Raw genomic sequence first — 22,388 nt, 5'->3', positions numbered from 1 at the left:
GGCCTCGTGGCATATCCGGCCATGTGGCCAGGCACCAATGAAGCCGGCAGAAGAACATATTCGTATTTCGGTATCCACTGAGGAGTTCCCACATGAAGCAATGGCGCTTGCGTGTTGCAGCAGCACTTTTTTCCATCCCCCTCCTGGCTGCCGCCACGGGGTGTTCGCCCTCAAACACGGATGCGTCTCCGTCCGGTGGGGCCGCAGGATCGGGCATGCATCTGAAGGTTGGCGTGGTCCCGGGCATTGATGTTGGCCTTTTGGACATCGCAATCGAGAAAGGGTACTTCAAGGATGAGGGTCTGGAGCTTGACCTGACCGACGTTCAGGGGCCGCAGGTTGTGACCGGCGTGGTTTCGGGTCAGTTCGATCTGGCCTACGCCGCGTATGCGCCGCCGCTGCTTGCACTGGCGAGCGGCACCAAACTCAAGGTGGTCTCCGGCCTTGCAACCATCGGGGCCGAAGGCCACAATGGCGGAACACTGGTTCGCAGCGATGCGGGCATCTCGCGCTGGAAGGATCTGCAGGGCCGCACGGTCGCGGCAACGTCGCCTCGGTCGCTCACAGCCCTGACGTTGCAGGCCGCCATCAACAAGGCCGGCGGAGATCCTTCAAAGCCCGTGAAGATCGTCCCCCTGCCGCAGGCCCAAGTTGCCCGGGCAGTCTCCGAAGGCACCGTCGATGCTGCCGCCGTTGCTGCACCGTTTGATGTCCAGGGAACCGAACAATTCCCCAACCTGAAGATTCTGGGCGACTCGACCGCGTTCGTTCTGCCCGAGGGCTCTGCCTACACCGGCTTCTTCACCACTGACAAAGTCCAGGGCTCCATGGGGGATGCAATCAAGGCCTTCCAGGCCGGCATGGTCAAGGCTGTTGAGTATGGCAATGCCAATCCCAAGGAAGTGAAGCTCAAGGGCGCTGCACGCGCAGGCCTCGACGAGGCCCAGGCTCTTACCCTTCCGGACTCACATTTCTCCGTGGATGTGGATGCTGCCAGCCTTCAGATTCTGGTTGACGCCATGGTCCAGCAGAAATGGATCACCAAGGCACCGGATCTCGCCAGCTTCGTTACCGGGTGATGCAAGTGCAGAATCAGCGCTCATTGACATCCAACAGATGGGTCCGGCTCGGCATCAGCCTGGGTGGGGTTTTGGCATTCTTCATCCTGTGGGAAGGTGCCAGCCGAACAGGGTGGCTGCGCCCCGATGTTGCTCCCTCTTTCATGGACACGGCAGCGGAACTGGGCAGCCTCCTCCCGCAGAGTGACTTCCAGGCAGCAGTCCGCGACACCTTGTCGGCGTGGCTGTTCGGGTTCGCCGTCACGGCCGCCTTGGCAATCCCGATCGGTTTGCTCTTCGGAGCGAATCCTTGGGCATGGAAGTGGTTTCACAGCACATTTGAAGCGGTGCGACCCATTCCACCGATTGTGCTGTTGCCGCTGGCCATTCTGGTCATGGGATCCGGCCGGTCGTTCACCACAGTCATGATCGGCCAGGGCGTGTTCTGGATCATCCTGCTCCAGGTGACCTATGGATCAACTGTGATCGCGCCCGTCGCCTTGGACACGGCCACCGTGTTCAGGGTTGGCCCCTGGCGTCGCTACCTGATATTCCGCCTTCCGTCGGCTGCTCCCATCATCGCGACGGGACTTCGCATTGCTGCAGGCATCTCCCTCGCGGTGGAGATCATGAGCGAATTGATCGGCGGCGTCCCGGGTGTCGGGCAGCTTTTGATCTCCGCCCAGGCCGGCAATGACCTTCCGCTCATTTATGCGTTGACGGGGTTCACCGGCCTGCTCGGGTTGATCGTGGCAATCCTGTTTCGTGGGCTGGAACGGTTTGCCCTGAAAAACCATGGACCCAAAGGTGGTGCAGAGTGAAAGAAATTCTCCTGGCGGTCAGGCACAGCAGGTGGCTGAAGTTCATTGCCCTGCCACTGGTGCTCATTGTGGCCTACCAACTCTGGGCCAGCAGTGCACAGAGTCCCTTCTTTCCCACGGTGGGCGTCATAGCTGTCGCCTTTGTGGAGACCTGGGGCGGGGATGGGTTCGTGGAAAATGTTGTTCCGAGCCTGACAAACCTGGCCGTCGGGTACATTTCCGGTGTGATTCTGGGCCTGGTCCTAGGAGTTTTGCTGTCAAGGATGACAGTGGTCAGAATCGCCGTAATGCCCATAGTTTCCTTCCTGCTGGCGCTCCCGGCGGTGGCACTGGTTCCCCTGTTCATCACTGTTGCCGGCATTGGCCCTGCCATGTCCCAAAGCATCATTGCCTTCGCTGTCACGCTGTACGTTCTGGTTAACACGGTTGACGGCCTGGTCAAGGTCGACAGCGGCCTGGTTGACGTCAACCATGTGTTTAGGATTCGGGGATGGCGGCAGATACTGCTGGTGCTTTTGCCTTCCATTGCCCCCCGCTTGCTGGGCGCTGGGCGTGCAGCATTGTCGCTCTCAATCCTCATCATGGTCGTCAGCGAAATGGTGGGGGCGTCCGCGGGAATCGGCGCAGTGACGCTTTTGTCCCAACAGTCATTTCAATACTCAACCATGTGGGCCGGCATGGTGATGGTCGCGGTATTGGGCATCGGGCTCAACGCCCTGTACCTCATGTTTGAACGACCCATGCTCAGGCGATCCGGCATTTCGCCAATGGCCAGAACTATTAAGTAGGGACAACCACCATGAATAATGTTCACCAGGAATCCGCAATGGCCAGTTCTGCCAGCCGGACATCCCTCGTCGAAGTTTCGGACCTGTCCATCACCTACGACGGACGTTTTGGGAAGCACCTTGCCGTCAGCGGCGTGAACTTTGATGTCAGGCCCGAGGAGCTCATTGCCCTTGTTGGACCGTCAGGCGCGGGCAAGACAACCATCCTCCGATGCATCGCCGGACTCCTGTCACCGGACGGCGAGGACAGCATCAAGGTTGACGGAAAACCGATCAAAGGCCCAACAGAGGGCATCTCCGTTGTGTTCCAGGACTACAGCCGTTCGCTGCTGGCTTGGTTGACGTTGCAGGGCAACGTCATGCTGCCACTGAGGGCACAAGGTGTGCCGAGGGCGGAAGCCAAGAAGCGCGCCCGTGAGGCGTTGGCCGATGTGGGCCTCGGCGGGAAAGAGACGTGGCATCCATGGCAACTGTCAGGTGGCATGCAGCAGCGCGTCGCCATCGCAAGGGGACTGGCCTGCAATCCCCGAATCTTGTTGATGGATGAACCCTTCGCTTCTGTCGATGCACAAACGAGGATGGACTTGGAAGACCTGGTCCTGAAGATCAAGAACGAATTCAAGATTTCCATCATCGTTGTCACGCACGACATTGACGAAGCCGTCTACCTGGCGGACAGGGTGGTGGTCTTGTCCAAGTCGCCCTCCACGGTCAGTCGCATCCTCGATGTCGACTTCCCGACGCCCCGGACACAGGAAGAAACCCGGGTTCTCCCGGAGTTCGGTGAAATCCGCGCTGTCGCGCTGGACTTGGTCCGGCATCCCAAGACCGAGACCGTCTAGCCAGCCCAGGAGACCCATCATGAAACTCAGTACCGTCCCCGATCGGCGGGAGCAATGGCTTCGGCAAGAGCAGCCGTTCAAGGCATCAAAACGAGACCGTCCGGCACAACCAAACGTCATTTTCATCTTTGCCGATGACCTCGGCTGGGGCGACCTGGGCTGCTACGGCTCCCTGCACAACGACACTCCAGTCCTGGACCAGCTGGCAGCAGACGGGGTCAGGTTCACCGACGCCTACGCAGCCTCCCCCACCTGTTCGCCTACCCGTGTGGCACTCTACACAGGCCGATACCCGGGACGGCTGCCGGTGGGCCTGGAAGAACCCCTGCTGAGCCGCGACGCCGAGCATGGAATACCGGCCCAACACCCAACATTGCCTTCAATGCTGAAGGACACCGGCTACCAAACGGCCATGTTCGGAAAGTGGCATTGCGGTTGGCTGCCGTGGTTCAGCCCACTGGACATAGGGTTTGAACGCTTCTTCGGGAACATGGACGGTGTCCTTGACTACTATGGACACGTCGACAGCAAAGGCATGCCTGATCTATATGAGGGCAAAGAGCCAGTTGAGGTGGTGGGCTATTACACCGACATCCTGTCCGACAAATCAGTGGACTACATCCGCACCCGGGACACCTCGAAGCCTTTCTACCTGCAACTGAACTACACGGCCCCCCATTTCCCCTGGGAGGCACCGGGAGATGAAGCGGTCAGTGAAAAGGTCCTCGCCGCCATCGACACCAAGGGGGCCCGGGGAATGTTCCACTTTGAGGGCGGGTCCAGGGACACGTACAGGCGCATGATCAAGGCCATGGACGACGGCATTGGCCGGGTACTGGAGGCCGTCGACGACGAGGGCATCCGGGACAACACCATAATCATTTTCGCTTCCGACAACGGCGGCGAAAGGTATGCCTTCCTGTGGCCATTTGTCGGCGAGAAGGGGGACCTGGAAGAGGGCGGGATCCGTGTGCCGTTCCTGGTCAGGTGGCCGGCCGCACTCGACGCCGGTCAGGTCAGTGGGACGCCTGTCGTCACCATGGACTGGACGGCAACCATCCTCGACGCCGCCGGAACTGCACCCCACCCAGACAAGCCCCTCGACGGGCAGTCGCTGCTGGGCTGGCTGGTGGACGGGAACAGCGAACCCGAGGATGCACTGCTCTGGCGCACCCGGGGACAGGGGGCGGTCCGAAAGGGCAGGTTCAAGCTGCTTCATGACCGGGTGGCGAAACCCCTGTGGCACAAGGACGACGACTTTGCAGGTTCACGCACACGCCTGTTTGACCTGGGCACAGATGACCGTGAAAAGGCAGACGTTGCTGAAATGCATCCCGAGGTGGTCCAGGAATTGCTTGGGTTGTGGCGGACCCTTGACGCCGAGCTGATGCACTATCCGGAGCACGAGGAAGTCGAGTTGGAACAGGGAAACGGGTTGGCCGACTGAAGGGCGCACCCATCGAACGCTACGCGCGTTGAGAAGGCCAGGTTCCCCGTTCACGCGGGGAACCTGGCTTTTGCCGTTGCTGCCGTCGGATGCAGCGAAACCGGGGCAAACGGAAATGGACTCCACACCCTCAAGGTGTGGAGTCCATTTCCTTGCTTGCAGGGCAGGCGCCGTTGGCTGTCCTGCAGGTCTTGCGCCTACGCGCTGGTTTCGGCGGCAGCCTGCCAGCGGCTGAGCTTGTCGTTGAAGGCTGCCGTCTCGGCAACGTCCCGGTTGACGATGAACGGAGGCGCGATTCCGGATGCCACGTTGATGATGGCACGGACGCAGCTGGAACCGTTCCCCAGCGACATCTCGTCCGTCCAGGCGAGGCAGTGCGGCGACAACGTCACGTTCTCCAGGTCCAGAAGCTCGTTGGCCACGGGCTCTTCCTCAAACACATCCAGGCCGGCAGCGGCGATTGTTCCGTTCTGCAGCGCCCTGATCAACGCCTGCTCGTCCACAATGGGCCCGCGCGCAATGTTGATCAGGGACGCCGTTGGCTTCATCTGGGCGAAAAGCGCATCGTTGACGATGTGGTGGGTTGCTTCGGTCAGCAGGGCCATGATCACGAGGGCATCGCAGTTTTTTGCCACGTCCTCCAGGTCCATGAGCTCCACACCGATCTCCTGGGCGCGTTCCGGCGGGCAGTAGGGGTCGTAGCCGATGCACCGGACGTCGAACGGTTCAAGCAGCCGGATCAGTTCACTGCCGGTATTGCCCACGCCGAGGAATCCGATTGTCTTGCCGGTCAGTCCGGTGCCCATGTAGCTTTCCCGCAGCCCCCACTGCTTTTGCCGCACCAGGCGGTCCTTGACCACTGTGTGGTGCCCCACCGACAACAACATTGACAGTGCCGCCGTCGCAACGGGCCGGCGGGCGCCGTCGGGGGTGATGGTGGCTGCCGTGCCTGCGCGGGTGCACGCCTCGAGGTCGACGGCGTCGTACCCCACACCGAAGCGGGCCAACAGTGCCGGGGGATTGGCAACGCCTTCGAATGACGCAGCCGTGACCGCCGGCGCAGCGTAGAGGATCGCGTCATAGCGCTCCATCTGCTCCGGGGTCAGTGTGGGCTCCAAGGCATCCATGTACTCCCAGGGGATCCCCGCGGCGTCCAGTCCGGAAAGCCCAATGTCGCCCCAGACGTTCTTGCCGTCTGCGCCAAGAAAATCCCTGGAGATTCCGACCGAGAATGTCATTAGAACACCGCAATCGGGTTGACCGGGGAGCCGGTTCCGCGCGGAATGTTCAGGGGCGCCACAACGAACATGAAGCGGTAGCGTCCCTCGTCCTTGCATGCCTGGCCCAGGGCCTCGAGGTCGAGGTTGTCCAGCAGCGGCAGCCCCATGGCTGTGATGGCAAGAATGTGGACGGGCGAGTGGATGCCCGGTGTGGGGGACGGACGCACATCCGAATCCCCGTCGCCGCCCAGCACGCTCGGGCGGCGCTCGGCAAGGAGCGGCATGCAGTCAACGTGCAGCCCGGCACTTGAGTTGGAAGGGTCCCAGACGCCCCATTCACGCTGCCGGCGGAAGTGCCCGGTCCGGATCAGGACGGCGTCGCCCGGCTGGATCTTCACGCCAAGCTTTGCCTCCGCCGCCAGGATGTCCTCAGCGCGGATTGCCGTCCCCGGCTCAAGCCAAGGCTCGTCGAACAGGACAGTAAAATCGAGCAGCACGGCAGGGGTGACCAGGGTGCCAAGCTCTGTGACGGAACCAAAATCCGCACCAACGGCTGTGACGACGTCGCGGGAATTGTTCCCGTCGTAGAGCTGGCCCTTGTAGGCAATGTGGCTCAGTGCGTCCAGGTGGCTGACCGCCTTGCCGTGGTAGTCAACGCCAATGAAGTCCTTGTTGCAGGATGGCTCCGGGGCCTCACGGACGCCAAGGTCCGTCATGTAATGGAGGGCAGGGTTGGCGTTGCCAGGTCCGCTGGTGGTGTTCCACGGCAGGGCCATGGCCACCGTCCGTCCACTCTTGACCAGTGACGCAGCCTCGATGGCCGCTGCCGGGCCCACTGCCTCCCAGGCGCCTGCGGACGGGTTTTCATTCCGGCCCCAGGTCTTGACCTGTTCAAAGAGCTGGTCGAATTCCTGCTGCGAAACGGCGGGCCCGCCAATTGCAGCTGTTTCATCGGTTAAATCATCAGTGGCTTCGTGAGGCCGCATGCCTGGGCTCCTTGGTGACGCGGGATGAATAGGTGTACGCGGCACCGGACAATCACTTGAATGTGAGGCGCCACACGCAGCCTAAAACACCCCATGACCGCAACGGGAGGTTATTGGGACAAAAGCCAGCAAGTTGGACAATTGACGCCATAAGGCGAATTAAGTTGGGCACAACGACCGTTGTTGAACCCACGGTGGCATGGCCGCCGCGGGCCCTTAGTGGTCCCCGCGGAGCCGGTCCATGTCGCGGCGGTCCTTCTTGGTGGGGCGGCCGGTGCCGCGGTCCCGCTGCGGCAAGCCCAGGGCCGGCAGCACGGGGCGCGGGGGAGTGTGGTCGGTGAAGCAGTGCGCGGCAGCCTCGGCCCCAACGCGCTTGTTGATCAGGCGGCGGACTTCCAGGATCCGGTCGTAGCCGGGTTGGCGGACGCGGATCGTGTCACCCGGGACAACGGTTTGCGAGGCCTTCGCGTTGGCATCGTTGAGCTTGACGTGGCCGGCGCGGCAGGCCGCCGTGGCCATGGAACGCGTCTTGTAGGCACGGATGGACCACAGCCATGCGTCGATGCGCACGGACGCTGGCTCGCTCTTGGGAATGCTCATGGTGCCATCCACTCTAGCGGGGCGCGCCGAGTCTGACGGAACGCTGCGGCGGAGACGTTGCGCAACGTCTCCGCGGGCAGCTTTCCGTCAGACTCGGCGCAGGAGAGGTCAGCCCTGGTTGCTGAACGCCGCGTCGAAGGACAGTGCGGACGGGGCAAAGTCGAACTTCTTCAGTGCTGCGAGGGCCTCGGGTGCGCCCTGCAGCCGGTCCATGCCGGCGTCCTCCCACTCGATGGAGATGGGGCCGTCATAGCCAATGGCCGTCAGTGCGCGGAAGGACGATTCCCAGGGCACGTCGCCGCGGCCCGCGGAGACAAAGTCCCAGCCGCGGCGCGGATCGCCCCACGGCAGGTGCGAGCCCATGACCGTGTTCCGGCCGGTGGGGCGCAGCTTCGTGTCCTTGCAGTCAACGTGGTAGATCCGGTCCTTGAAGTCCCAGATGAAGGAGACCGAGTCGATGCCCTGCCACATGAAGTGGCTGGGGTCCCAGTTCAACCCGAACGCCTCACGGTGCCCGATGGCTTCCAGCGTCCGGACGGTGGTCCAGTAGTCGTAGGCGATTTCCGAGGGGTGGACCTCATGGGCAAAGCGCACGCCGCACTCGTCAAAGACATCAAGGATGGGGTTCCAGCGGTCGGCAAAGTCCTGGTAGCCGGCCTCGATCACTGATTCCGGGACGGGCGGGAACATGGCCACGTACTGCCAGATGGAAGAGCCCGTAAAACCGACAACTGTCTTCACGCCCAGGGCCTGGGCCAGCCGGGCGGTCAGCTTCATTTCCTCGGCCGCGCGCTGGCGGACACCTTCCGGGTCCCCGTCGCCCCACACCTTGGAGCCAACAATTGCCTGGTGGCGGAAGTCAATGGGGTCATCGCACACCGCCTGGCCCTTCAGGTGGTTCGAGATGGCCCACACCTTCAAGCCGTAGCCCTCCAGCATGGCGAGTTTGCCGGCGACGTAGCCGGGCTCGTCCCAGCGCCATGGGTCCAGGTGGTCGCCGGAGCAGGCGATTTCCAGGCCGTCATAACCCCACTCGGAGGCCAGCTTGGCCACTTCCTCGAGGGGCAGGTCGGCCCACTGGCCGGTGAACAAGGTGTACGGGCGGGCCATGGTTCAGTCCTTTGACGAGGGGATGGAAACGGTTTCGACGGTTTCGATGGTTTCGACAGGCTCAACCACCGAGACCACCGATGCCGCCGAGACCACCGGGACGGTGGCGCCGCCGGCAGCGGAGGATTCCTCAATGGCTGCCAGGACCTGCTGCACGCCCAGGCCCTCCTCGAACGACGGCGAGGGGTCGGTCCCGTTGGCAATGTGCAGCAGGAAGTCGCGGATCTGGTGGGTGAAGCTGTGCTCCCAGCCAATCACATGGCCCTGCGGCCACCAGCCGGAAATGTACGGGTGCTCCGGTTCGGTGACCAGGATGCGCCGGAAGCCCTGCACCTCGATCGGCTCTGAGCCGTTCAGGTAGTGCAGCTCGTTGGGGTTCTCCAGGTTGAACGTCAGTGACCCGGCCGTGCCATAAACCTCCAGGCGCAGAGCGTTCTTCTGGCCCAGCGCCACCCGGGACACGTCAACGCTAGCCACGGCCCCGCCGGCCAGGGACAGCGTGGCCCAGGCGGCGTCGTCGACCGTTACGGGTTCGGGCCCCTCGGGGCCGGGCCGCTCAGTGGTGAAGGTGTGCAGCCGCCCAGACACCCCGGTGACGGCGTCGCCCAGCAGGTGCTGGACCTGGTCAATGGCGTGTGAGGCGATGTCGCCCAGCGCACCCGAGCCGGCGGTTTCCTTGCGCAGCCGCCACGTCATGGGGGCGTCGCCGTCGGCCAGCCAGTCCTGCAGGTACGACGCGCGGACCTGCCGGACGGTGCCCAGGCCGCCGTCGGCAATGAGCTTGCGGGCCAGGGCGAGTGCCGGGACTCGGCGGTAGTTGAAGCCCACCATGGAGCGGACGCCGGCGGCGCGGGCGGCCTGTGCCGCGGCCACCATGGTCTCCGACTCGGCCATGGTGTTGGCCAGCGGCTTCTCCACCAGCACGTGCTTGCCTGCGGCCAGCGCCGCAACGGCTATTTCCGCGTGCAGCCAGCCGGGCGCACAGATGTCAACGATGTCGATGTCCTCGCGCGCAATGACCTCCCGCCAGTCCGTGGCCGATTCGCTCCAGCCGTACTTGGCGGCTGCCGCGGCCACGGCTTCGGCATTGCGCCCCACCAGGACCTTCTGCTCAAAGGCGGGAACGTCGAAGTGGTTGGCCACGGTGCGCCAGGCGTTGGAGTGCGCCTGGCCCATGAACGCATAGCCGATTGCGGCCACGCCAAGCGGGCGGGACTGGGGGGAGGTCATGTGTATTTTTCCTAGAGGGTTGCTGCGGTCGGGTTCCAGTCCACGGGCACGGGCTCGGAAGCCGGTGCCGTGCTGGCCACGGTGACAAATTCGCCGCTGTCCACGGATTCGGTGATGGAGACCATGGCATCAAGCACGTGGTAGGCCAGCTCGCCCGTGGCCCGGTGCGGGACGCCGGCGCGGATGGCGCGTGCCATGTCCAGCACGCCCAGGCCGCGCCCGTCGGCGGGGCCCTCGGCCGCAATGGCGGTCCAGTCCTCCTCGCCACGCTTGCACAGCTTGATCTCGCCGTCGAAGTTGTTCGGGTCCGGCAGGGAGATGGTGCCCTCGGTGCCTGTGATCTCCACAAATCCCATGCGGGCCTTGGGGGACTCGAAGCTGTAGACGCTGTGCGAGGACGCGCCGGATTCAAACTGTGCGATGGCGCTGACATGCGTGGGAACCTCGACGTCGAACACCTCGCCTTCCTTGGGGCCGGAGCCCACCGTGCGGGTGGGGAATGCGGTGCTTCCCACGGCGGCCACCTTGGCGATGGGCCCGAAGGCCTGCACCAGGGCAGTCAGGTAGTAGGGGGCCATGTCGAACAGCGGTCCGGCGCCCTGCTGGAACAGGAATGCGGGGTTGGGGTGCCAGGATTCGGGGCCCGGCGACTGGAACATGGTCAATGCCGTGAGCGGCGTGCCGATCTCACCGGCGTCGATGAGCCGGCGGGCCGTCTGCAGTCCCGCACCAAGGAAGGTGTCGGGGGCGCAGCCCAGGCGGACACCAGCGGCTTGGGCTTCCTTCAGCAGGCCCAGTCCGCTGTCGCGGTCCAGGGAGAACGGCTTTTCCGTCCACACGTGCTTGCCGGCGCGGACGGCCGCGGTGGCCACCTCCACGTGGGCTGCCGGGATGGTCAGGTTCACGATGATTTCGACGTCGGGGTGGTTCAGCGCTGCGTCAACGCCGCCCGAAACCTCAATGCCGTATTCCGCGGCACGCGCTGCGGCGGCTTCCTCAAAGAGATCCGCAACTACCAGGACCTTGACGTCCGGGAAGGTTGTGAGGTTGTCCAGGTACTGCTTGCTGATGTTTCCGGCGCCGATGAAGGCTACGCCGACGGGTCCTGTCTTAGCCATTGGGGATCAGGCCTTTCCTGCATTGAGGAAGGCAAGGCTTGCGGCAATGCCCTCGAAGATGTCGCCGGCGTAGTCGTCAAACTCCACGACCCCGACCTCCAGGTGCTTGGCCGCGCCAATGACATCCCAGATGGGAACCTCGCCCTGGCCCGCGGGCAGCTGGGCGGAGGTGTCCGTGTTGAGCGGGCCGTCCTTGATGTGAATGTACTTCACGCGCTCGCCCAGCTTGCCAAGGATGTCCACGGCGCTTTCCCCGCCCACGGACACCCAGTAGGTGTCCACCTCCAGGACCAGCTCGGGGTCAAGCAGGGTTTCAAAGTACTCAAGGGCCGTGGTGCCGTTGATCTTGGACTCCAGTTCCCATGCGTGGTTGTGGTAGCCAACGCGGACGCCGTATTCGGCACCCTTCTTGGCTGCCGCGTTCAGGCCGTCGGCAATCTTCTGGATGTCCTCTTCGGTCTGCCACTGATCGGCGGGAATGAAGGGGTCAATGACAGTGGTGATGCCGAGCTTGTTGGCTGCGGCAAAGATTTCATCCTGGTCGGCGCTGAGCAGGGGTGCGTGGCCGGACGGAGCGGTGATGCCGTGCTGCGCAAAAGCTGCGGCGAGGGCGTCGGCCGTGGCCGCGAAGTTGTAGGGTTCAACCTTGGTGAAGCCAAGTTCGGCAACGCGGGCAATGGTGCCGGGAAGGTCTTCCTCAAGGGGCTTGCGGACCGTGTACAACTGCAGGGAATACGTCATTGAAAACTCCTTGAAGGCATGAATGTGTGTCCACAAATCAACCTAGGGGAACTTTTGACGATGGTCAAGCAAAAGTTTGCGAAACACGCCCCCTTTCTCGGATTGTGACAGATGTAAGCCCGCGTGCTATTTATTGGGCATGCCAAAGTCACCAGTCCAGCCACGCCCGCGACAAGCCGCCCCCAGCCCGGCCGGCCCTGCTGCCGCGGAGCCGTTCAGCCACTCACGGGCCGGTGACGTCTTCCAGATCCTGCGTGACGGGCAGGCACGCACCCGCGCCGAGCTGGCCGAAATCACCGGACTGGCCCGCTCCACCGTGGCGGCGCGCATCGAGGCACTCAGTGCCGCCGGACTCATCGGCCCCGCAGGTGAGGCAGTCTCCTCGGGCGGGCGTCCGCCGTCGCGCTTTGCCTTCCACCCGTCATCGCGGGTGATCCTCGCCGTTGACGTTGGTGCAACGCACGTCCTGATCGCCCTGACGGACCTGGGCGGGCGCGTTCTCAGCGAGTTGCGCGAATCCATGGACGTCGCGGCCGGCCCCACCGACGTGCTCGACGCCGTGCTGGAGCTGTGCACGCAGGTCCTCGCCCGGGCCGGGCGCCACGAACGCGAGCTGGTGGGCATCGGAATTGGGCTGCCCGGCCCCGTGGAGCACTCCACCGGGCGGCCGGCCAGCCCGCCGATCATGCCCGGCTGGGACGGCTTTGACGTGCCGGAGTACGTGCAGCGGCGCTTCCCCACCGAGGTGCTGGTGGACAACGACGTGAACATCATGGCGCTGGGCGAGCGTGCGAACTTCTGGCCCGACGCCCAGGACCTGCTCTTCATCAAGGTGGCCACCGGCATTGGCGCCGGCATCATCAGCGGCGGTTTGCTGCAACGCGGCGCGGACGGCACGGCCGGGGACATTGGCCACGTGCGGGTGCCGCGCGGCGGCGAGGTGCTGTGCCGCTGTGGCAACTACGGCTGCCTGGAGGCCATGGCATCGGGCCCGGCGGTGGCCGCGGCCCTCAACGCCGGCGGTGTCCCGGCAAATACAGGCGAAGACGTGCTGGAACTGGCCCGCCGCGGAAACCTGGCCGCCATCCAGGCCATGCGCCAGGCGGGCCGCGATGTGGGCGATGTCCTGGCGGCCTCCGTGAACCTGCTGAACCCTTCCGTCATTGTCATTGGTGGCGGGCTGTCCTCGGCCGGCGAATACCTCATGGCCGGGGTCCGTGAGATCGTCTACCAGCGCTCACTGCCGCTGGCCACGGCACGGCTGCGGATTGTCCAGTCCATGGCCGGGGACCACGCCGGCGTGCTGGGTGCCGGGCGAATGGTGGTTGACCACGTGCTGTCCCCGGCGTCGGTGGAACGCCTGGTCACCGCCCACGCGCAGGCCTGATCAAGGTGGCATCCCCCTCCGCCGGCAAGGTGACCATCAGCGACCTGGCGCGCCGGCTCGGCATCTCCAAGGCGTCGGTCTCCTACGCGCTGAACGGCCAGCCGGGGGTCAGTGACTCCACCCGCGCCCGTGTCCTTGAGCTGGCCGGCGAGCTGGGCTGGTACCCCAGTTCCAGCGCGCGGGCACTGTCCCAGTCCCGCAGCGACGTGGTGGGAATTGTGCTCTACCGCGATCCCGAACAGATCGGTGCGGAGCCGTTTTACATGAGCATCCTGGCCGGCATTGAGGGCGTTCTCGGCGCCCGCGACATGAGCCTGATGCTGCGCATGGTGGACCCCCTCACCGTTCCCGAAGGGCAAAACCGGGACCTGGCCGTCTACGAGAGGTGGGCGGGGGAGGGGCGTGTTGACGGCGTCATCCTCTTTGACCATGTCCGCGAGGACCCCCGCCCGCCACTGCTCGAGAGCCACAGGCTCCCGTATGTGCGGCTGGGTGTCGGCCCTGAAATTGCCCCGTCGGCCCGGAATTCCAACCTCACCGTGTCTCAGGCGGTGGATGTTGCCACAGTGGTTCAGGCGCTGCACGAGCGCGGGCACCGGCACGTCGCCTTCGTCTCCGGCCCCGTCGAGCTGTTGCACGAGGAGACCAAGTCGGCGCAGATTGTGGATCAGGCCGCCCGCCTGGGCATGACGGTTGTGCTGTGCCCCGCCGACTATTCCGCGGACGACGGCGGCACGGCCACCATCGCTGTCATGGCCGGGCTCGCGCCGGGGTCGCCCGAGTTCCCCACGGCGGTCATCTATGGCAACGACCTCATGGCCGTGGGCGGGCTGCAAGCCCTCAAGCGCCTGGGTCTTGACGTTCCGGGGCAGGTTTCGGTGTTGAGCTGGGATGACTCCATCCTGTGCAGGCTGAGTTCCCCCGGAGTGGCCGCGCTGGGACGCAATGTGGCGGACCTGGGCCGGAATTCCGCCCTGCTGCTCCTGGACCTGGTGGCCGGCCATGAGCCGCGCAACATGGCGGCACAGCCCGGCGTCCTGCAGTTGCGCGAGAGCCTGGGCAACAACCCCTTCGGATAGCTGCCGACGTCTCGGCGGCACCCAAACTGCGATAACGAATCAATAACAAACGCCCAACAGTGAACCGGTTCAGTTACTCTGGTTACATCGCCTTTTGTGGGGCAAAAATGCCTGGATTCCGGGCAACTTTGGCCCCCATGGCTCATTTCCACGGGCCAATATCCGCCACCGCGGCCTTCCTTGAGATGCCTCGAATCAATATGTTAGGAAATATTTCACGACTTTTGATTGACCATCGTCATAAGTTCATCTAGGTTTGGTTTCACGTCGGGTGCCACGAGTTTCGGCGCCCGCCATTTTCGAAGATTTGCGGATATTCCCACCCACAGACAAGGAAGTCACGGAAGTGAAATTACGTACTTTTGCCGCAGCAGCGGCCATTGCGGCACTGACCATCACCGCCACCGGATGCAGCGGCGGCAGCGATGCCGGCTCGGGCAGCTCGGACGGCAAGACCCTGACCTACTGGGCCAGCAACCAGGGCACCAGCCTGGACAACGACAAGGAAGTTCTCACCCCGCAGCTGAAGAAGTTCGAGGAAGAGACGGGCATCAAGGTCAACCTTGAAGTCATCGGCTGGAACGACCTCCAGACCCGAATCCAGACCGCCGTGACCTCCGGCCAGGCACCCGATGTGCTGAACATCGGCAACACCTGGGCTGCCTCGCTGCAGTCCACCGGCGCGTTCATGCCCTTCGATGACGCAGCCTTCACCGCAATCGGCGGCAAGGACAAGTTCGTCAAGACCGCCATGGACACCGGCGGCGTCCCCGGAGAGGACCCCACGTCGGTTCCCCTGTACGGCCTGGCCTACGGCCTGTACTACAACAAGGCCATGTTCAAGGATGCCGGCCTGACCCCGCCCACCACCTGGGAAGACATGGTGGCCGCCGCCAAGAAGCTCACCACCGGTGACAAGCACGGCTTCGCCCTGGCCGCCGGCAGCTACACCGAAAACTCCCACTTCGCGTTCATCAACGCTGCCCAGAACGACTCCGAATTCTTCGATGCAGAGGGCAAGCCCACGTTCACCTCGGACGGCGTGGTCAACGGCATCTCCCGCTACCTGGACCTGATGCAGACGGACAAGGTGGTTGACCCGGGCAACGCCCAGTACGACAACGCAACCAAGGCCGTCAACGACTTTGCCAACGGCAAGGTTGCCATGATGCTCAGCCAGAGCAACGCCAACAGCTCCATCGCCTCCCAGGGCATGAAGGATGATGCCTTCGGTGTTGTGGCCTACCCTGCCCCCGCGGGCGCCAAGGAAGTGGCCACCATGGTGGCCGGCATCAACATGTCCATCTTCAAGAACACCAAGAACAAGGACTCCGCACTGCAGTTCGTGAAGTTCATGACCAGTGAAGCCACCCAGGCCGCCCTCGACAAGCCCTTCGCAGCCCTGCCCGTGCTGGCCGGGGTGACGCCGAGCTTCACCGACAACGCCGAACTCGCCAAGACCTTCTCCGACATTTACGAGAACAAGTCCAAGCCCCTTCCCCTGGTCGCTGCCGAGGACCAGTTCGAGAGCACAGTGGGCAAGGCCATGAACCAGATGTTCGCCACGGTTGCCTCCGGCGGCACCGTCAGCAAGGACGACATCAAGGCTGCGCTGACCACGGCGCAGGAAGCAGTTGAAGCAGCGGGATAGCACCTCCGAGCAAGCTGCACAGCACTACCGGCGGCGGGCTGCCACAGGCACCCGCCGCCGGGCCCCTCAACTGTTCATGAAAGAAAGGTGAGTGTTCGCAGTGTCTGCAACCACCGCCATAAAGAAGTCCGACCCCGCTCCTGGGCCAGCCGGCAAGAAGGACCGCCAGCCCCGCCGTGCCGGTTGGTGGCTGCCCTACGCGCTGCTGGCCCCCGCCGTCATCTTTGAACTCGTCATCCACGTCATCCCCATGCTGACAGGCATCTGGATGAGCTTTCTCAAGCTCACCAAGATGTTCATTGCCAACTGGGGCAACGCACCGTTCGTTGGCCTGAAGAACTACCAGGTCGCCCTGGACTTCGACTCCTCCGTGGGGCTGGGCCTGCTGAAGTCCTTCGGCGTCACCGTCGCCTTCACCGTCCTCGTCGTCGGCCTGTCCTGGGGACTGGGCATGGCCGCTGCGGTGGCCCTGCAAAAGACGTTCCGCGGCCGCGCCATTTTCCGCACCCTGTTCCTGATCCCCTATGCCCTGCCCATGTACGCCGGCGTCATTGCCTGGAAGTTCATGCTGCAAAAGGACAACGGCGCCCTGAACCACCTCATCTTTGACAACCTGGGCCTGCCCGGCGACAAGCCCTTCTGGCTCATTGGCGACAACGCCTTCGCTGCCGTGGTCATCGTCGCCATCTGGCGGTTGTGGCCCTTCGCATTCCTGATGCTGATGGCCGGGCTGCAGTCCGTCCCCGCCGATGTCTACGAGGCCGCTTCCGTTGACGGTGCCAAGCCGCTGCGCCAGTGGTGGAACATCACGCTGCCCATGCTCCGCCCGGTCAACATGTCCCTGGTGCTGGTCATGTTCCTGTGGACTTTCAACGACTTCAACACCCCGTTCGTCCTGTTCGGCGGATCCCAGCCGCCAGCCGGCGACCTGATCTCCTTCCACATCTACAACGCCTCATTCCTGACCTGGAACTTCGGCTCCGGTGCCGCCATGTCAGTGTTGCTCCTGCTGTTCCTGATGGTTGTCAGCGGAATCTACGTTCTCTTCATGAACCGGAGGAAAGACAATGCATGACACAACCGGAACCAAGGTCTTCAGGGTCGCCACCATCACCCTGCTCAGCATTTTCACCATCATCCCGATCTACGTCATGGTCATCTCCGGCCTGAAGCCCCTGCAGGATGTGCAGGGCGCGTTCTCGTGGTGGCCCACCACCTTGACCATCCAGCCCTACATCGACATGTGGAAGACGGTCCCGCTGGCCGACTACTTCGTGAACTCGGTGATCGTCTCCACCGTGTCCACGGTGCTCTCGCTCATCATTGCCGTCTTCGCCGCCTACGCGGTGTCCCGCTACACGTTCCGCGGCCGTTCCCTGTTCTCCGGAGCCGTCCTTTCCACGCAGATGCTGCCAGGCGTGCTGTTCCTGCTTCCGCTGTTCCTGATCTTCGTGAACATCAACACGAACTTCGGCGTCCAACTGGTGGGAACCCGCGCGGGGCTGATCATCACCTACCTGACGTTCTCGCTGCCGTTCTCCATCTGGATGCTCGCCGGGTACTTCAACGGAATCCCGCGTGAGCTCGACGAAGCCGCCAAGGTGGATGGCTGCGGTCCCATGCGGGCCCTGTTCAAGATCATCCTGCCCACGGCGCGGCCCGGCCTGGTGGCCGTGGCCATCTACAGCTTCATGACCAGCTGGGGCGAGGTCCTGTTCGCGTCCGTCATGACCACCGACGCCAACCGCACCCTGGCCGTGGGCCTGCAGCTCTACTCGACGCAGACCAACGTCTACTGGAACCAGATCATGGCCGCCTCCGTGGTGGTCAGCATCCCGATTGTCATCGGCTTCCTGCTCCTGCAGAAGAACTTCGTGGCAGGGCTGACCGCTGGCGCCGTGAAGTAATCCCCACCAGCTCCCCAGTCTCGTGCCTCGACTGGGGCCCCTCGCTGGCGTGGGCCCAGCAACCAGCTCGCAGTCGCGGGCCTCGACTGGGACCCCTCGCTGGCGTGGGCCCAGTAACCGGGTCCCAGTCTCTAGCCTGTCCGAGTACGACGGCGGCACCCGGGTGGGTCTCCCTGACCCACCCGGGTGCCGCATCCCTTTTGGTGGTGCAGTGGCAAAAGATTCCGGCGCCAGTGGGCCCCGCATGAGCGTTCCGGCGCACCGGCCAGCAAATTGCTGTCTCGTCATGTGGACACTTTTGATTGACCGTAAATTTAAGTTCGATTAGGTTGGTCAAGAGAGCGTCGTCTTCATGGCGCACTGTGAATTGACCGTCCGGGTTACGGGCCGTTTTCAGCCATCAAGAAAAGGTAATTGAGTGAGTGATATGACTGTGCCGGCAACCCTCAAGGTTGGTGTTGTGGGCGTTGGCTGGGCAGGCCAGCAACACATCGAGGCGTTCAGCAACGTGGCCGGGGTGGAGGTTGTTGCCGTGGCCGGCATGGAGGCCGAACTCCTGGCCCAGCTCCAGGCCCAGTACAACATCGCCCATGGCTTTGCCCGCTGGGAGGACCTGCTGGAACTGGACGGGCTGGACGCCATCAGCGTTGCCGTTCCCACCTTCCTCCACGCACCCATCAGCATTGCGGCCCTGGAACGCGGGCTGCATGTCCTGAGCGAAAAGCCGCTGGCCCGCAACGGTGAGGAAGGTGCGGCCATGGTTGCCGCGGCCCGCCAGGCCGGCCGCGTCCTGGACGTGGTGTTCAACCACCGCCGCCGCGGAGACATCACAAAGCTCAAGACCATCATCGACGACGGCGAACTGGGCCGCCCCTACTACGCCAAGGCCTCCTGGCTGCGACGCCGCGGGATCCCCACGCTTGGCAGCTGGTTCACGAGCCCTGAACTGGCCGGTGGCGGGCCCCTGGCCGACCTCGGCGTGCACGTGCTGGACTACGCACTGCACCTGCTGGGCGAGCCCAAGGTCATCTCTGTTTCGGCGTCCGCGTATTCCGAATTGGGGCCGCGTGGACTGGGCGGTGGCAGCAATTTCACGGCTGCATCGGCCAACAACAAGTTTGAGGTCGAGGACTTCGCCTCGGCCTTCATCCGCCTTGAGGGCGGTGTCACCCTGGTGGTGGAGGCTGGCTGGGCCAGCTACCGTGACCCCGCAGACCTGATGGACTTCCGCGTCTACGGGACCGACGGCGGTGCCGAACTTCGGGTTGCCCATTCACTTGAAGTCGCGGACTCCGGGCTGAAGATCTTCACCGACAAGGAAGAGGTCAACGCAGACTATGCGGCCGAAGTTCCGGCCGACGGAAACCACCAGGCCGTGGTGGACGAGTTCATTGCGGCCATCCGTGGCGGTGAAGAAGTTTGGGGCGAGTACGACGGCTCTGTGGCGCTGACCCGGGCACTGATCATTGACGCATGCTACAAATCCGCACTCGAACAGCGTGAAGTGAGGCTCTAACCATGGCTGAAAAACTCAACATCCTGGTGTGGAACGAAGGCGTCCACGAACTCAACAACGAACCCGCCACCATCGGCAGCATGTACCCCACAGGCATGCACGGCGCCATTGCGGAGTCGCTGCGGGAGTTCTACCCCAATGCCAACATCACCACCGCCACCCTGGCCGACCCCGAGCACGGCCTGAGCGAGGAAACCCTGGCCACGACCGACGTGGTGCTGTGGTGGGGCCACATTGCCCACGACGCCGTCTCCGAGGAAGTGGTTGAGCGCATGCAGCGCCACGTGCTCGGTGGCATGGGGTTGGTTGCGCTGCACTCGGCGCATTTCGCCAAGATCTTCACCCGCCTGCTCGGCACCACCTGCTCGTTGAAGTGGCGCAATGAAGGTGAACGGGAATTGGTGTGGACCGTCAAGCCCTCCCACCCGATCGCAGCGGGCATTGAAAGCCCCATCGTCATCCCGGAACAGGAAATGTACGGGGAACTCTTCGACATCCCCGAGCCCGACGACCTGATCTTCATCAGCTCCTTCACCGGGGGAGAGGTGTTCCGCTCCGGCGTCACCTTCTCACGCGGCAAGGGCAGGATCTTCTACTTCAGCCCCGGCGACCAGGAGTACCCCGTCTACCACCACCCCCAGGTGCAGCGGGTCATCGCCAACGGCGTCGGCTGGGTGGCACAGCCCGGGCAGCACCGCCAGCAGCCCGAAGTGACCAATCCGGCCCGCGAATCGTTCCTGCCTTGAGCCGCCGGCTGCGGCCCGGCCAACGAGCTGAGCTGCAGATCATCGAGGTCGAGACGGGCGCGGCGACGCTCCGTTTCTCCTCCGACGAGCTGTTGTTTGAGGCGCCGAACTGGAGTCCCGACGGGAAGAGCCTGCTCATCAACGGGGACGGTCGCCTGTTCCGCCTGGCGGCCGAGGGGACCGGCGGGCTTGAGGAAATTGGGCTGGGCGGCATTGCCGAGATCAACAACGACCACGTCATCAGCCCCGACGGCGCCACGGCCTACGTCTCCAGCGAGGATGGCCACATTTATGCGGTCGGCCTCGACACCGCAACCGTCGACGGCGGTGGCCGGGATGCGCCGCGCCGCGTCACGAATGACAACGGTGCGGGCTTCCGCCACTACCTGCACGGGGTGTCCCCGGACGGCGGAACCCTGGCCTACATTGGCCTCACCGTGGACGGCGGGAAAGTTCGCACAAACGTGTTCACGGTCCCTGCCGCAGGCGGCCCGGACATCCAACTCACGGATGACGACTTCCCCGACGACGGCGCCGAGTTCTCGCCCGACGGGGCATGGATCCATTTCAATTCCGAACGCGGCTCAAGCGTGCCGGGCCATGCGCAGTTGTTCCGCATGCCGGCAGTAGGCGGCACCCCGGAGCAGCTGACCTTTGACGAACAGGTCAACTGGTTCCCGCACCCTTCACCGGACGGCTCAAGGATTGCCTTTGTCAGCTTCCCGCCGGGAACGCTGGGGCACCCGGCGGACGTGCCCGTCGTCGTGCGGCTTCTGGAGAAAAACGGCACCGTGCGGGAGCTGGCCCACGTTTTTGGCGGGCAGGGAACCATGAACGTGCCCAGCTGGTCGCCAGACGGCCGCAAGATCGCGATTGTCGCCTACCCCTTGGCGGAAGCTACGGAATGGTCCCCAGGGTGAGGTTGGTGGTGGCTGTCTTGCCGCCGCGCACATAGCTCACCTTGAGGGTGTCCCCGGCCTTCCTGGCCAGCGTGACTTCCGTCAGGACCGCGATGCTGGTGGCCGGCCGCCCGTCCAGGAGGGTGACGATGTCGCTGCGCTTCAGCCCGGCCTTGTCTGCGGGGCCACCTGGCTCCACGGACTGCAGGTACAGGCCGTCCTCCACGCCAAAGTGCTCTGCGGCCTCGGGCGGCAGCGGCACGGCGCTCACACCAAAGTAGGGGTAGGCCACCTTGCCCGTGTCGATGAGTTGCTCGGTGATGCGGGCCGCGAGGTCAATGGGGATGGAGAACCCAATGCCCACGCTGCCGCTGGCCACCTCGAGCTCGTTGGGGATGGTGGCGATGGCACTGTTGATGCCTATCAGCTTCCCTGCGCAGTCAACCAATGCGCCGCCGGAGTTTCCGGGATTGATGGAGGCGTCGGTTTGGATGGCGCCCACCAATATGGCGGTGGAGTCGTCGTCGCTCGGGACGGGCACGTTGCGGCCCAGTGCGCTGACAATGCCTGAGGTCACCGTGCTGGAGAGCCCCGGGGAGCGCCCAGCGCAACCACCGGCTGACCCACCAAAACGTTGGCCGACTTGCCCAGTTCAACAGTGGGCAGGCCCTTGCTGGACTTGACCTTCAGGACAGCAAGGTCCGACTTGGGGTCACGGCCCACCAGCTCCGCCTCCGCGCTGTTGCCGTCGCTGAACAGCACCTCAATGGTGCCGCCGGTGGCCGCCGCGGAGATGACATGGTTGTTCGTCATGATGTAGCCCTCCTTGCGGACAATGACACCACTGCCCACGCCGCTGGCGTTGCCGTTGCTGACGGAGACGGTGACGACGCCGGGCAGCACGCCTAGGGCAACCTGGGTCGCGTCGCAGGTGCCGGCCACGGATGCCGGTGCGGCTGCCGGGCGGGTGAGAAGCGTGCCGATCCAGCCACCCGCAAGTCCTGCCACAAGCGCAAGGGCCACGGCAGCCGCGACCACTGCGGGGAGAGGAAGTCGCCTGAACCAGGCAGGGCTTTGCGGTGTTTGCATGGGATGCTCCGATCGAAAAAGGCCGCCGGGGCGGTGGAATTCCCCATGCTACGTCATGCCGTGCCCGGCCAGCGGCAGCCCGGGCCGGTGCTTGCAGGGGACACAGAAAGGGCCGGCCGGAAGAATCCGGCCGGCCCTTTCGGCACTTTGATC

21 protein-coding genes and 1 pseudogene are annotated in these 22,388 nt (G+C 64.0%); 13 read left to right on the top strand and 9 right to left on the bottom strand.

Going from position 1 to position 22,388, the window contains the following annotated elements:
* Positions 1-215: 215 nt before the first annotated feature.
* The 5 genes from PCK14_RS11390 to PCK14_RS11370 are packed head-to-tail and all read left to right on the top strand — an operon-like array spanning position 216 to position 4,956.
* Complete coding sequence (locus PCK14_RS11390) at positions 216-1,079, top strand: ABC transporter substrate-binding protein (protein ID WP_269938607.1); 864 nt, start codon at positions 216-218, stop codon at positions 1,077-1,079.
* Positions 1,034-1,879, top strand: coding sequence for an ABC transporter permease (locus tag PCK14_RS11385; protein WP_269938606.1), 846 nt, complete (start codon positions 1,034-1,036; stop codon positions 1,877-1,879). The genes PCK14_RS11390 and PCK14_RS11385 overlap by 46 nt, the downstream gene beginning before the upstream one ends.
* Positions 1,876-2,667, top strand: a complete 792-nt coding sequence (locus PCK14_RS11380; protein ID WP_269938605.1) for an ABC transporter permease — start codon at positions 1,876-1,878, stop codon at positions 2,665-2,667. Before PCK14_RS11385 ends, PCK14_RS11380 begins: the two co-directional genes overlap by 4 nt.
* Before the next feature lie 38 nt (positions 2,668-2,705).
* Positions 2,706-3,509: an ABC transporter ATP-binding protein gene (locus tag PCK14_RS11375; protein ID WP_269938604.1), complete on the top strand. Its 804-nt coding sequence runs from the start codon at positions 2,706-2,708 to the stop codon at positions 3,507-3,509.
* 19 nt (positions 3,510-3,528) lie between these two features.
* Entirely contained in the window at positions 3,529-4,956 is a 1,428-nt protein-coding gene (locus PCK14_RS11370; RefSeq protein ID WP_269938603.1) for a sulfatase-like hydrolase/transferase, read from the top strand.
* A gap of 197 nt (positions 4,957-5,153) precedes the next feature.
* Here the strand turns inward: PCK14_RS11370 and PCK14_RS11365 are convergent, their stop codons facing one another.
* The 7 genes from PCK14_RS11365 to PCK14_RS11335 all read right to left on the bottom strand — a co-directional run bounded on the left by PCK14_RS11365 (position 5,154) and on the right by PCK14_RS11335 (position 11,961).
* The gene (locus PCK14_RS11365) at positions 5,154-6,194 is read right to left on the bottom strand and encodes an NAD(P)-dependent oxidoreductase (RefSeq protein ID WP_269938602.1); all 1,041 of its coding nucleotides are present in this window, start codon (positions 6,192-6,194) and stop codon (positions 5,154-5,156) included.
* On the bottom strand, positions 6,194-7,162 hold the full coding sequence (locus tag PCK14_RS11360) for a cyclase family protein (RefSeq protein ID WP_269938601.1): 969 nt from the start codon (positions 7,160-7,162) through the stop codon (positions 6,194-6,196). The genes PCK14_RS11365 and PCK14_RS11360 overlap by 1 nt, the downstream gene beginning before the upstream one ends.
* Before the next feature lie 216 nt (positions 7,163-7,378).
* The gene (locus PCK14_RS11355; RefSeq protein ID WP_269938600.1) at positions 7,379-7,762 is read right to left on the bottom strand and encodes an RNA-binding S4 domain-containing protein; all 384 of its coding nucleotides are present in this window, start codon (positions 7,760-7,762) and stop codon (positions 7,379-7,381) included.
* A gap of 108 nt (positions 7,763-7,870) precedes the next feature.
* On the bottom strand, positions 7,871-8,872 hold the full coding sequence (locus PCK14_RS11350) for a sugar phosphate isomerase/epimerase family protein (protein ID WP_269938599.1): 1,002 nt from the start codon (positions 8,870-8,872) through the stop codon (positions 7,871-7,873).
* A gap of 3 nt (positions 8,873-8,875) precedes the next feature.
* Complete coding sequence (locus PCK14_RS11345) at positions 8,876-10,102, bottom strand: Gfo/Idh/MocA family protein (protein WP_269938598.1); 1,227 nt, start codon at positions 10,100-10,102, stop codon at positions 8,876-8,878.
* Positions 10,103-10,113: 11 nt separating this feature from the next.
* Positions 10,114-11,220, bottom strand: a complete 1,107-nt coding sequence (locus PCK14_RS11340; RefSeq protein ID WP_269938597.1) for a Gfo/Idh/MocA family protein — start codon at positions 11,218-11,220, stop codon at positions 10,114-10,116.
* Between the two features lie 6 nt (positions 11,221-11,226).
* A complete protein-coding gene (locus PCK14_RS11335) occupies positions 11,227-11,961 on the bottom strand; it encodes a sugar phosphate isomerase/epimerase family protein (RefSeq protein WP_269938596.1) in 735 nt (244 codons plus the stop codon).
* A 139-nt stretch (positions 11,962-12,100) separates the two neighbouring features.
* Between PCK14_RS11335 and PCK14_RS11330 the strand changes: the two genes are divergently transcribed.
* The 8 genes from PCK14_RS11330 to PCK14_RS11295 all read left to right on the top strand — a co-directional run bounded on the left by PCK14_RS11330 (position 12,101) and on the right by PCK14_RS11295 (position 21,167).
* Positions 12,101-13,348 carry an ROK family transcriptional regulator gene (locus tag PCK14_RS11330; protein WP_269938595.1) on the top strand — a complete coding sequence of 416 codons (1,248 nt, stop codon included), beginning with the start codon at positions 12,101-12,103 and terminating at the stop codon, positions 13,346-13,348.
* A 5-nt stretch (positions 13,349-13,353) separates the two neighbouring features.
* Positions 13,354-14,427 (top strand): LacI family DNA-binding transcriptional regulator, encoded by a 1,074-nt coding sequence (locus tag PCK14_RS11325; protein WP_269938594.1) that lies wholly within the window; start codon positions 13,354-13,356, stop codon positions 14,425-14,427.
* A gap of 346 nt (positions 14,428-14,773) precedes the next feature.
* Positions 14,774-16,078 carry an ABC transporter substrate-binding protein gene (locus tag PCK14_RS11320; protein WP_269938593.1) on the top strand — a complete coding sequence of 435 codons (1,305 nt, stop codon included), beginning with the start codon at positions 14,774-14,776 and terminating at the stop codon, positions 16,076-16,078.
* Positions 16,079-16,178: 100 nt separating this feature from the next.
* A complete protein-coding gene (locus tag PCK14_RS11315; RefSeq protein ID WP_269938592.1) occupies positions 16,179-17,153 on the top strand; it encodes a carbohydrate ABC transporter permease in 975 nt (324 codons plus the stop codon).
* Entirely contained in the window at positions 17,146-17,985 is an 840-nt protein-coding gene (locus PCK14_RS11310; RefSeq protein WP_269938591.1) for a carbohydrate ABC transporter permease, read from the top strand. The genes PCK14_RS11315 and PCK14_RS11310 overlap by 8 nt, the downstream gene beginning before the upstream one ends.
* A 427-nt stretch (positions 17,986-18,412) precedes the next feature.
* Positions 18,413-19,501, top strand: a complete 1,089-nt coding sequence (locus tag PCK14_RS11305) for a Gfo/Idh/MocA family protein (protein WP_269938694.1) — start codon at positions 18,413-18,415, stop codon at positions 19,499-19,501.
* A gap of 2 nt (positions 19,502-19,503) precedes the next feature.
* Complete coding sequence (locus PCK14_RS11300) at positions 19,504-20,247, top strand: ThuA domain-containing protein (RefSeq protein ID WP_269938590.1); 744 nt, start codon at positions 19,504-19,506, stop codon at positions 20,245-20,247.
* A complete protein-coding gene (locus PCK14_RS11295) occupies positions 20,244-21,167 on the top strand; it encodes a TolB family protein (protein WP_269938589.1) in 924 nt (307 codons plus the stop codon). The genes PCK14_RS11300 and PCK14_RS11295 overlap by 4 nt, the downstream gene beginning before the upstream one ends.
* Here PCK14_RS11295 and PCK14_RS11290 read toward each other — a convergent pair.
* Positions 21,145-21,345, bottom strand: coding sequence for a PDZ domain-containing protein (locus PCK14_RS11290; protein WP_333474357.1), 201 nt, complete (start codon positions 21,343-21,345; stop codon positions 21,145-21,147). The two genes, PCK14_RS11295 and PCK14_RS11290, sit on opposite strands and share 23 nt — an antisense overlap.
* A 264-nt stretch (positions 21,346-21,609) precedes the next feature.
* Positions 21,610-22,235 (bottom strand): annotated as a pseudogene (locus PCK14_RS19315) (S1C family serine protease); the annotation flags it as partial.
* Positions 22,236-22,388 lie beyond the last annotated feature (153 nt).

This window comes from Arthrobacter sp. HY1533 (assembly GCF_027568515.1).
Classification (GTDB): Bacteria; Actinomycetota; Actinomycetes; order Actinomycetales; family Micrococcaceae; genus Specibacter.
Note: the sequence above shows the minus strand (reverse complement) of the source record. Positions and strands in the feature narration are given on the sequence as shown.

Coding starts and splice junctions, on each gene's coding strand:
- PCK14_RS11310 (WP_269938591.1), top strand. CDS start 17,146: ATGCATGACACAACCGGAACCAAGGTCTTCAGGGTCGCCACCATCACC.
- PCK14_RS11390 (WP_269938607.1), top strand. CDS start 216: ATGCATCTGAAGGTTGGCGTGGTCCCGGGCATTGATGTTGGCCTTTTG.
- PCK14_RS11355 (WP_269938600.1), bottom strand. CDS start 7,762: ATGAGCATTCCCAAGAGCGAGCCAGCGTCCGTGCGCATCGACGCATGG.
- PCK14_RS11345 (WP_269938598.1), bottom strand. CDS start 10,102: ATGACCTCCCCCCAGTCCCGCCCGCTTGGCGTGGCCGCAATCGGCTAT.
- PCK14_RS11385 (WP_269938606.1), top strand. CDS start 1,034: ATGGATCACCAAGGCACCGGATCTCGCCAGCTTCGTTACCGGGTGATG.
- PCK14_RS11360 (WP_269938601.1), bottom strand. CDS start 7,162: ATGCGGCCTCACGAAGCCACTGATGATTTAACCGATGAAACAGCTGCA.
- PCK14_RS11340 (WP_269938597.1), bottom strand. CDS start 11,220: ATGGCTAAGACAGGACCCGTCGGCGTAGCCTTCATCGGCGCCGGAAAC.
- PCK14_RS11370 (WP_269938603.1), top strand. CDS start 3,529: ATGAAACTCAGTACCGTCCCCGATCGGCGGGAGCAATGGCTTCGGCAA.
- PCK14_RS11335 (WP_269938596.1), bottom strand. CDS start 11,961: ATGACGTATTCCCTGCAGTTGTACACGGTCCGCAAGCCCCTTGAGGAA.
- PCK14_RS11300 (WP_269938590.1), top strand. CDS start 19,504: ATGGCTGAAAAACTCAACATCCTGGTGTGGAACGAAGGCGTCCACGAA.
- PCK14_RS11365 (WP_269938602.1), bottom strand. CDS start 6,194: ATGACATTCTCGGTCGGAATCTCCAGGGATTTTCTTGGCGCAGACGGC.
- PCK14_RS11350 (WP_269938599.1), bottom strand. CDS start 8,872: ATGGCCCGCCCGTACACCTTGTTCACCGGCCAGTGGGCCGACCTGCCC.
- PCK14_RS11305 (WP_269938694.1), top strand. CDS start 18,413: ATGACTGTGCCGGCAACCCTCAAGGTTGGTGTTGTGGGCGTTGGCTGG.
- PCK14_RS11330 (WP_269938595.1), top strand. CDS start 12,101: ATGCCAAAGTCACCAGTCCAGCCACGCCCGCGACAAGCCGCCCCCAGC.
- PCK14_RS11375 (WP_269938604.1), top strand. CDS start 2,706: ATGGCCAGTTCTGCCAGCCGGACATCCCTCGTCGAAGTTTCGGACCTG.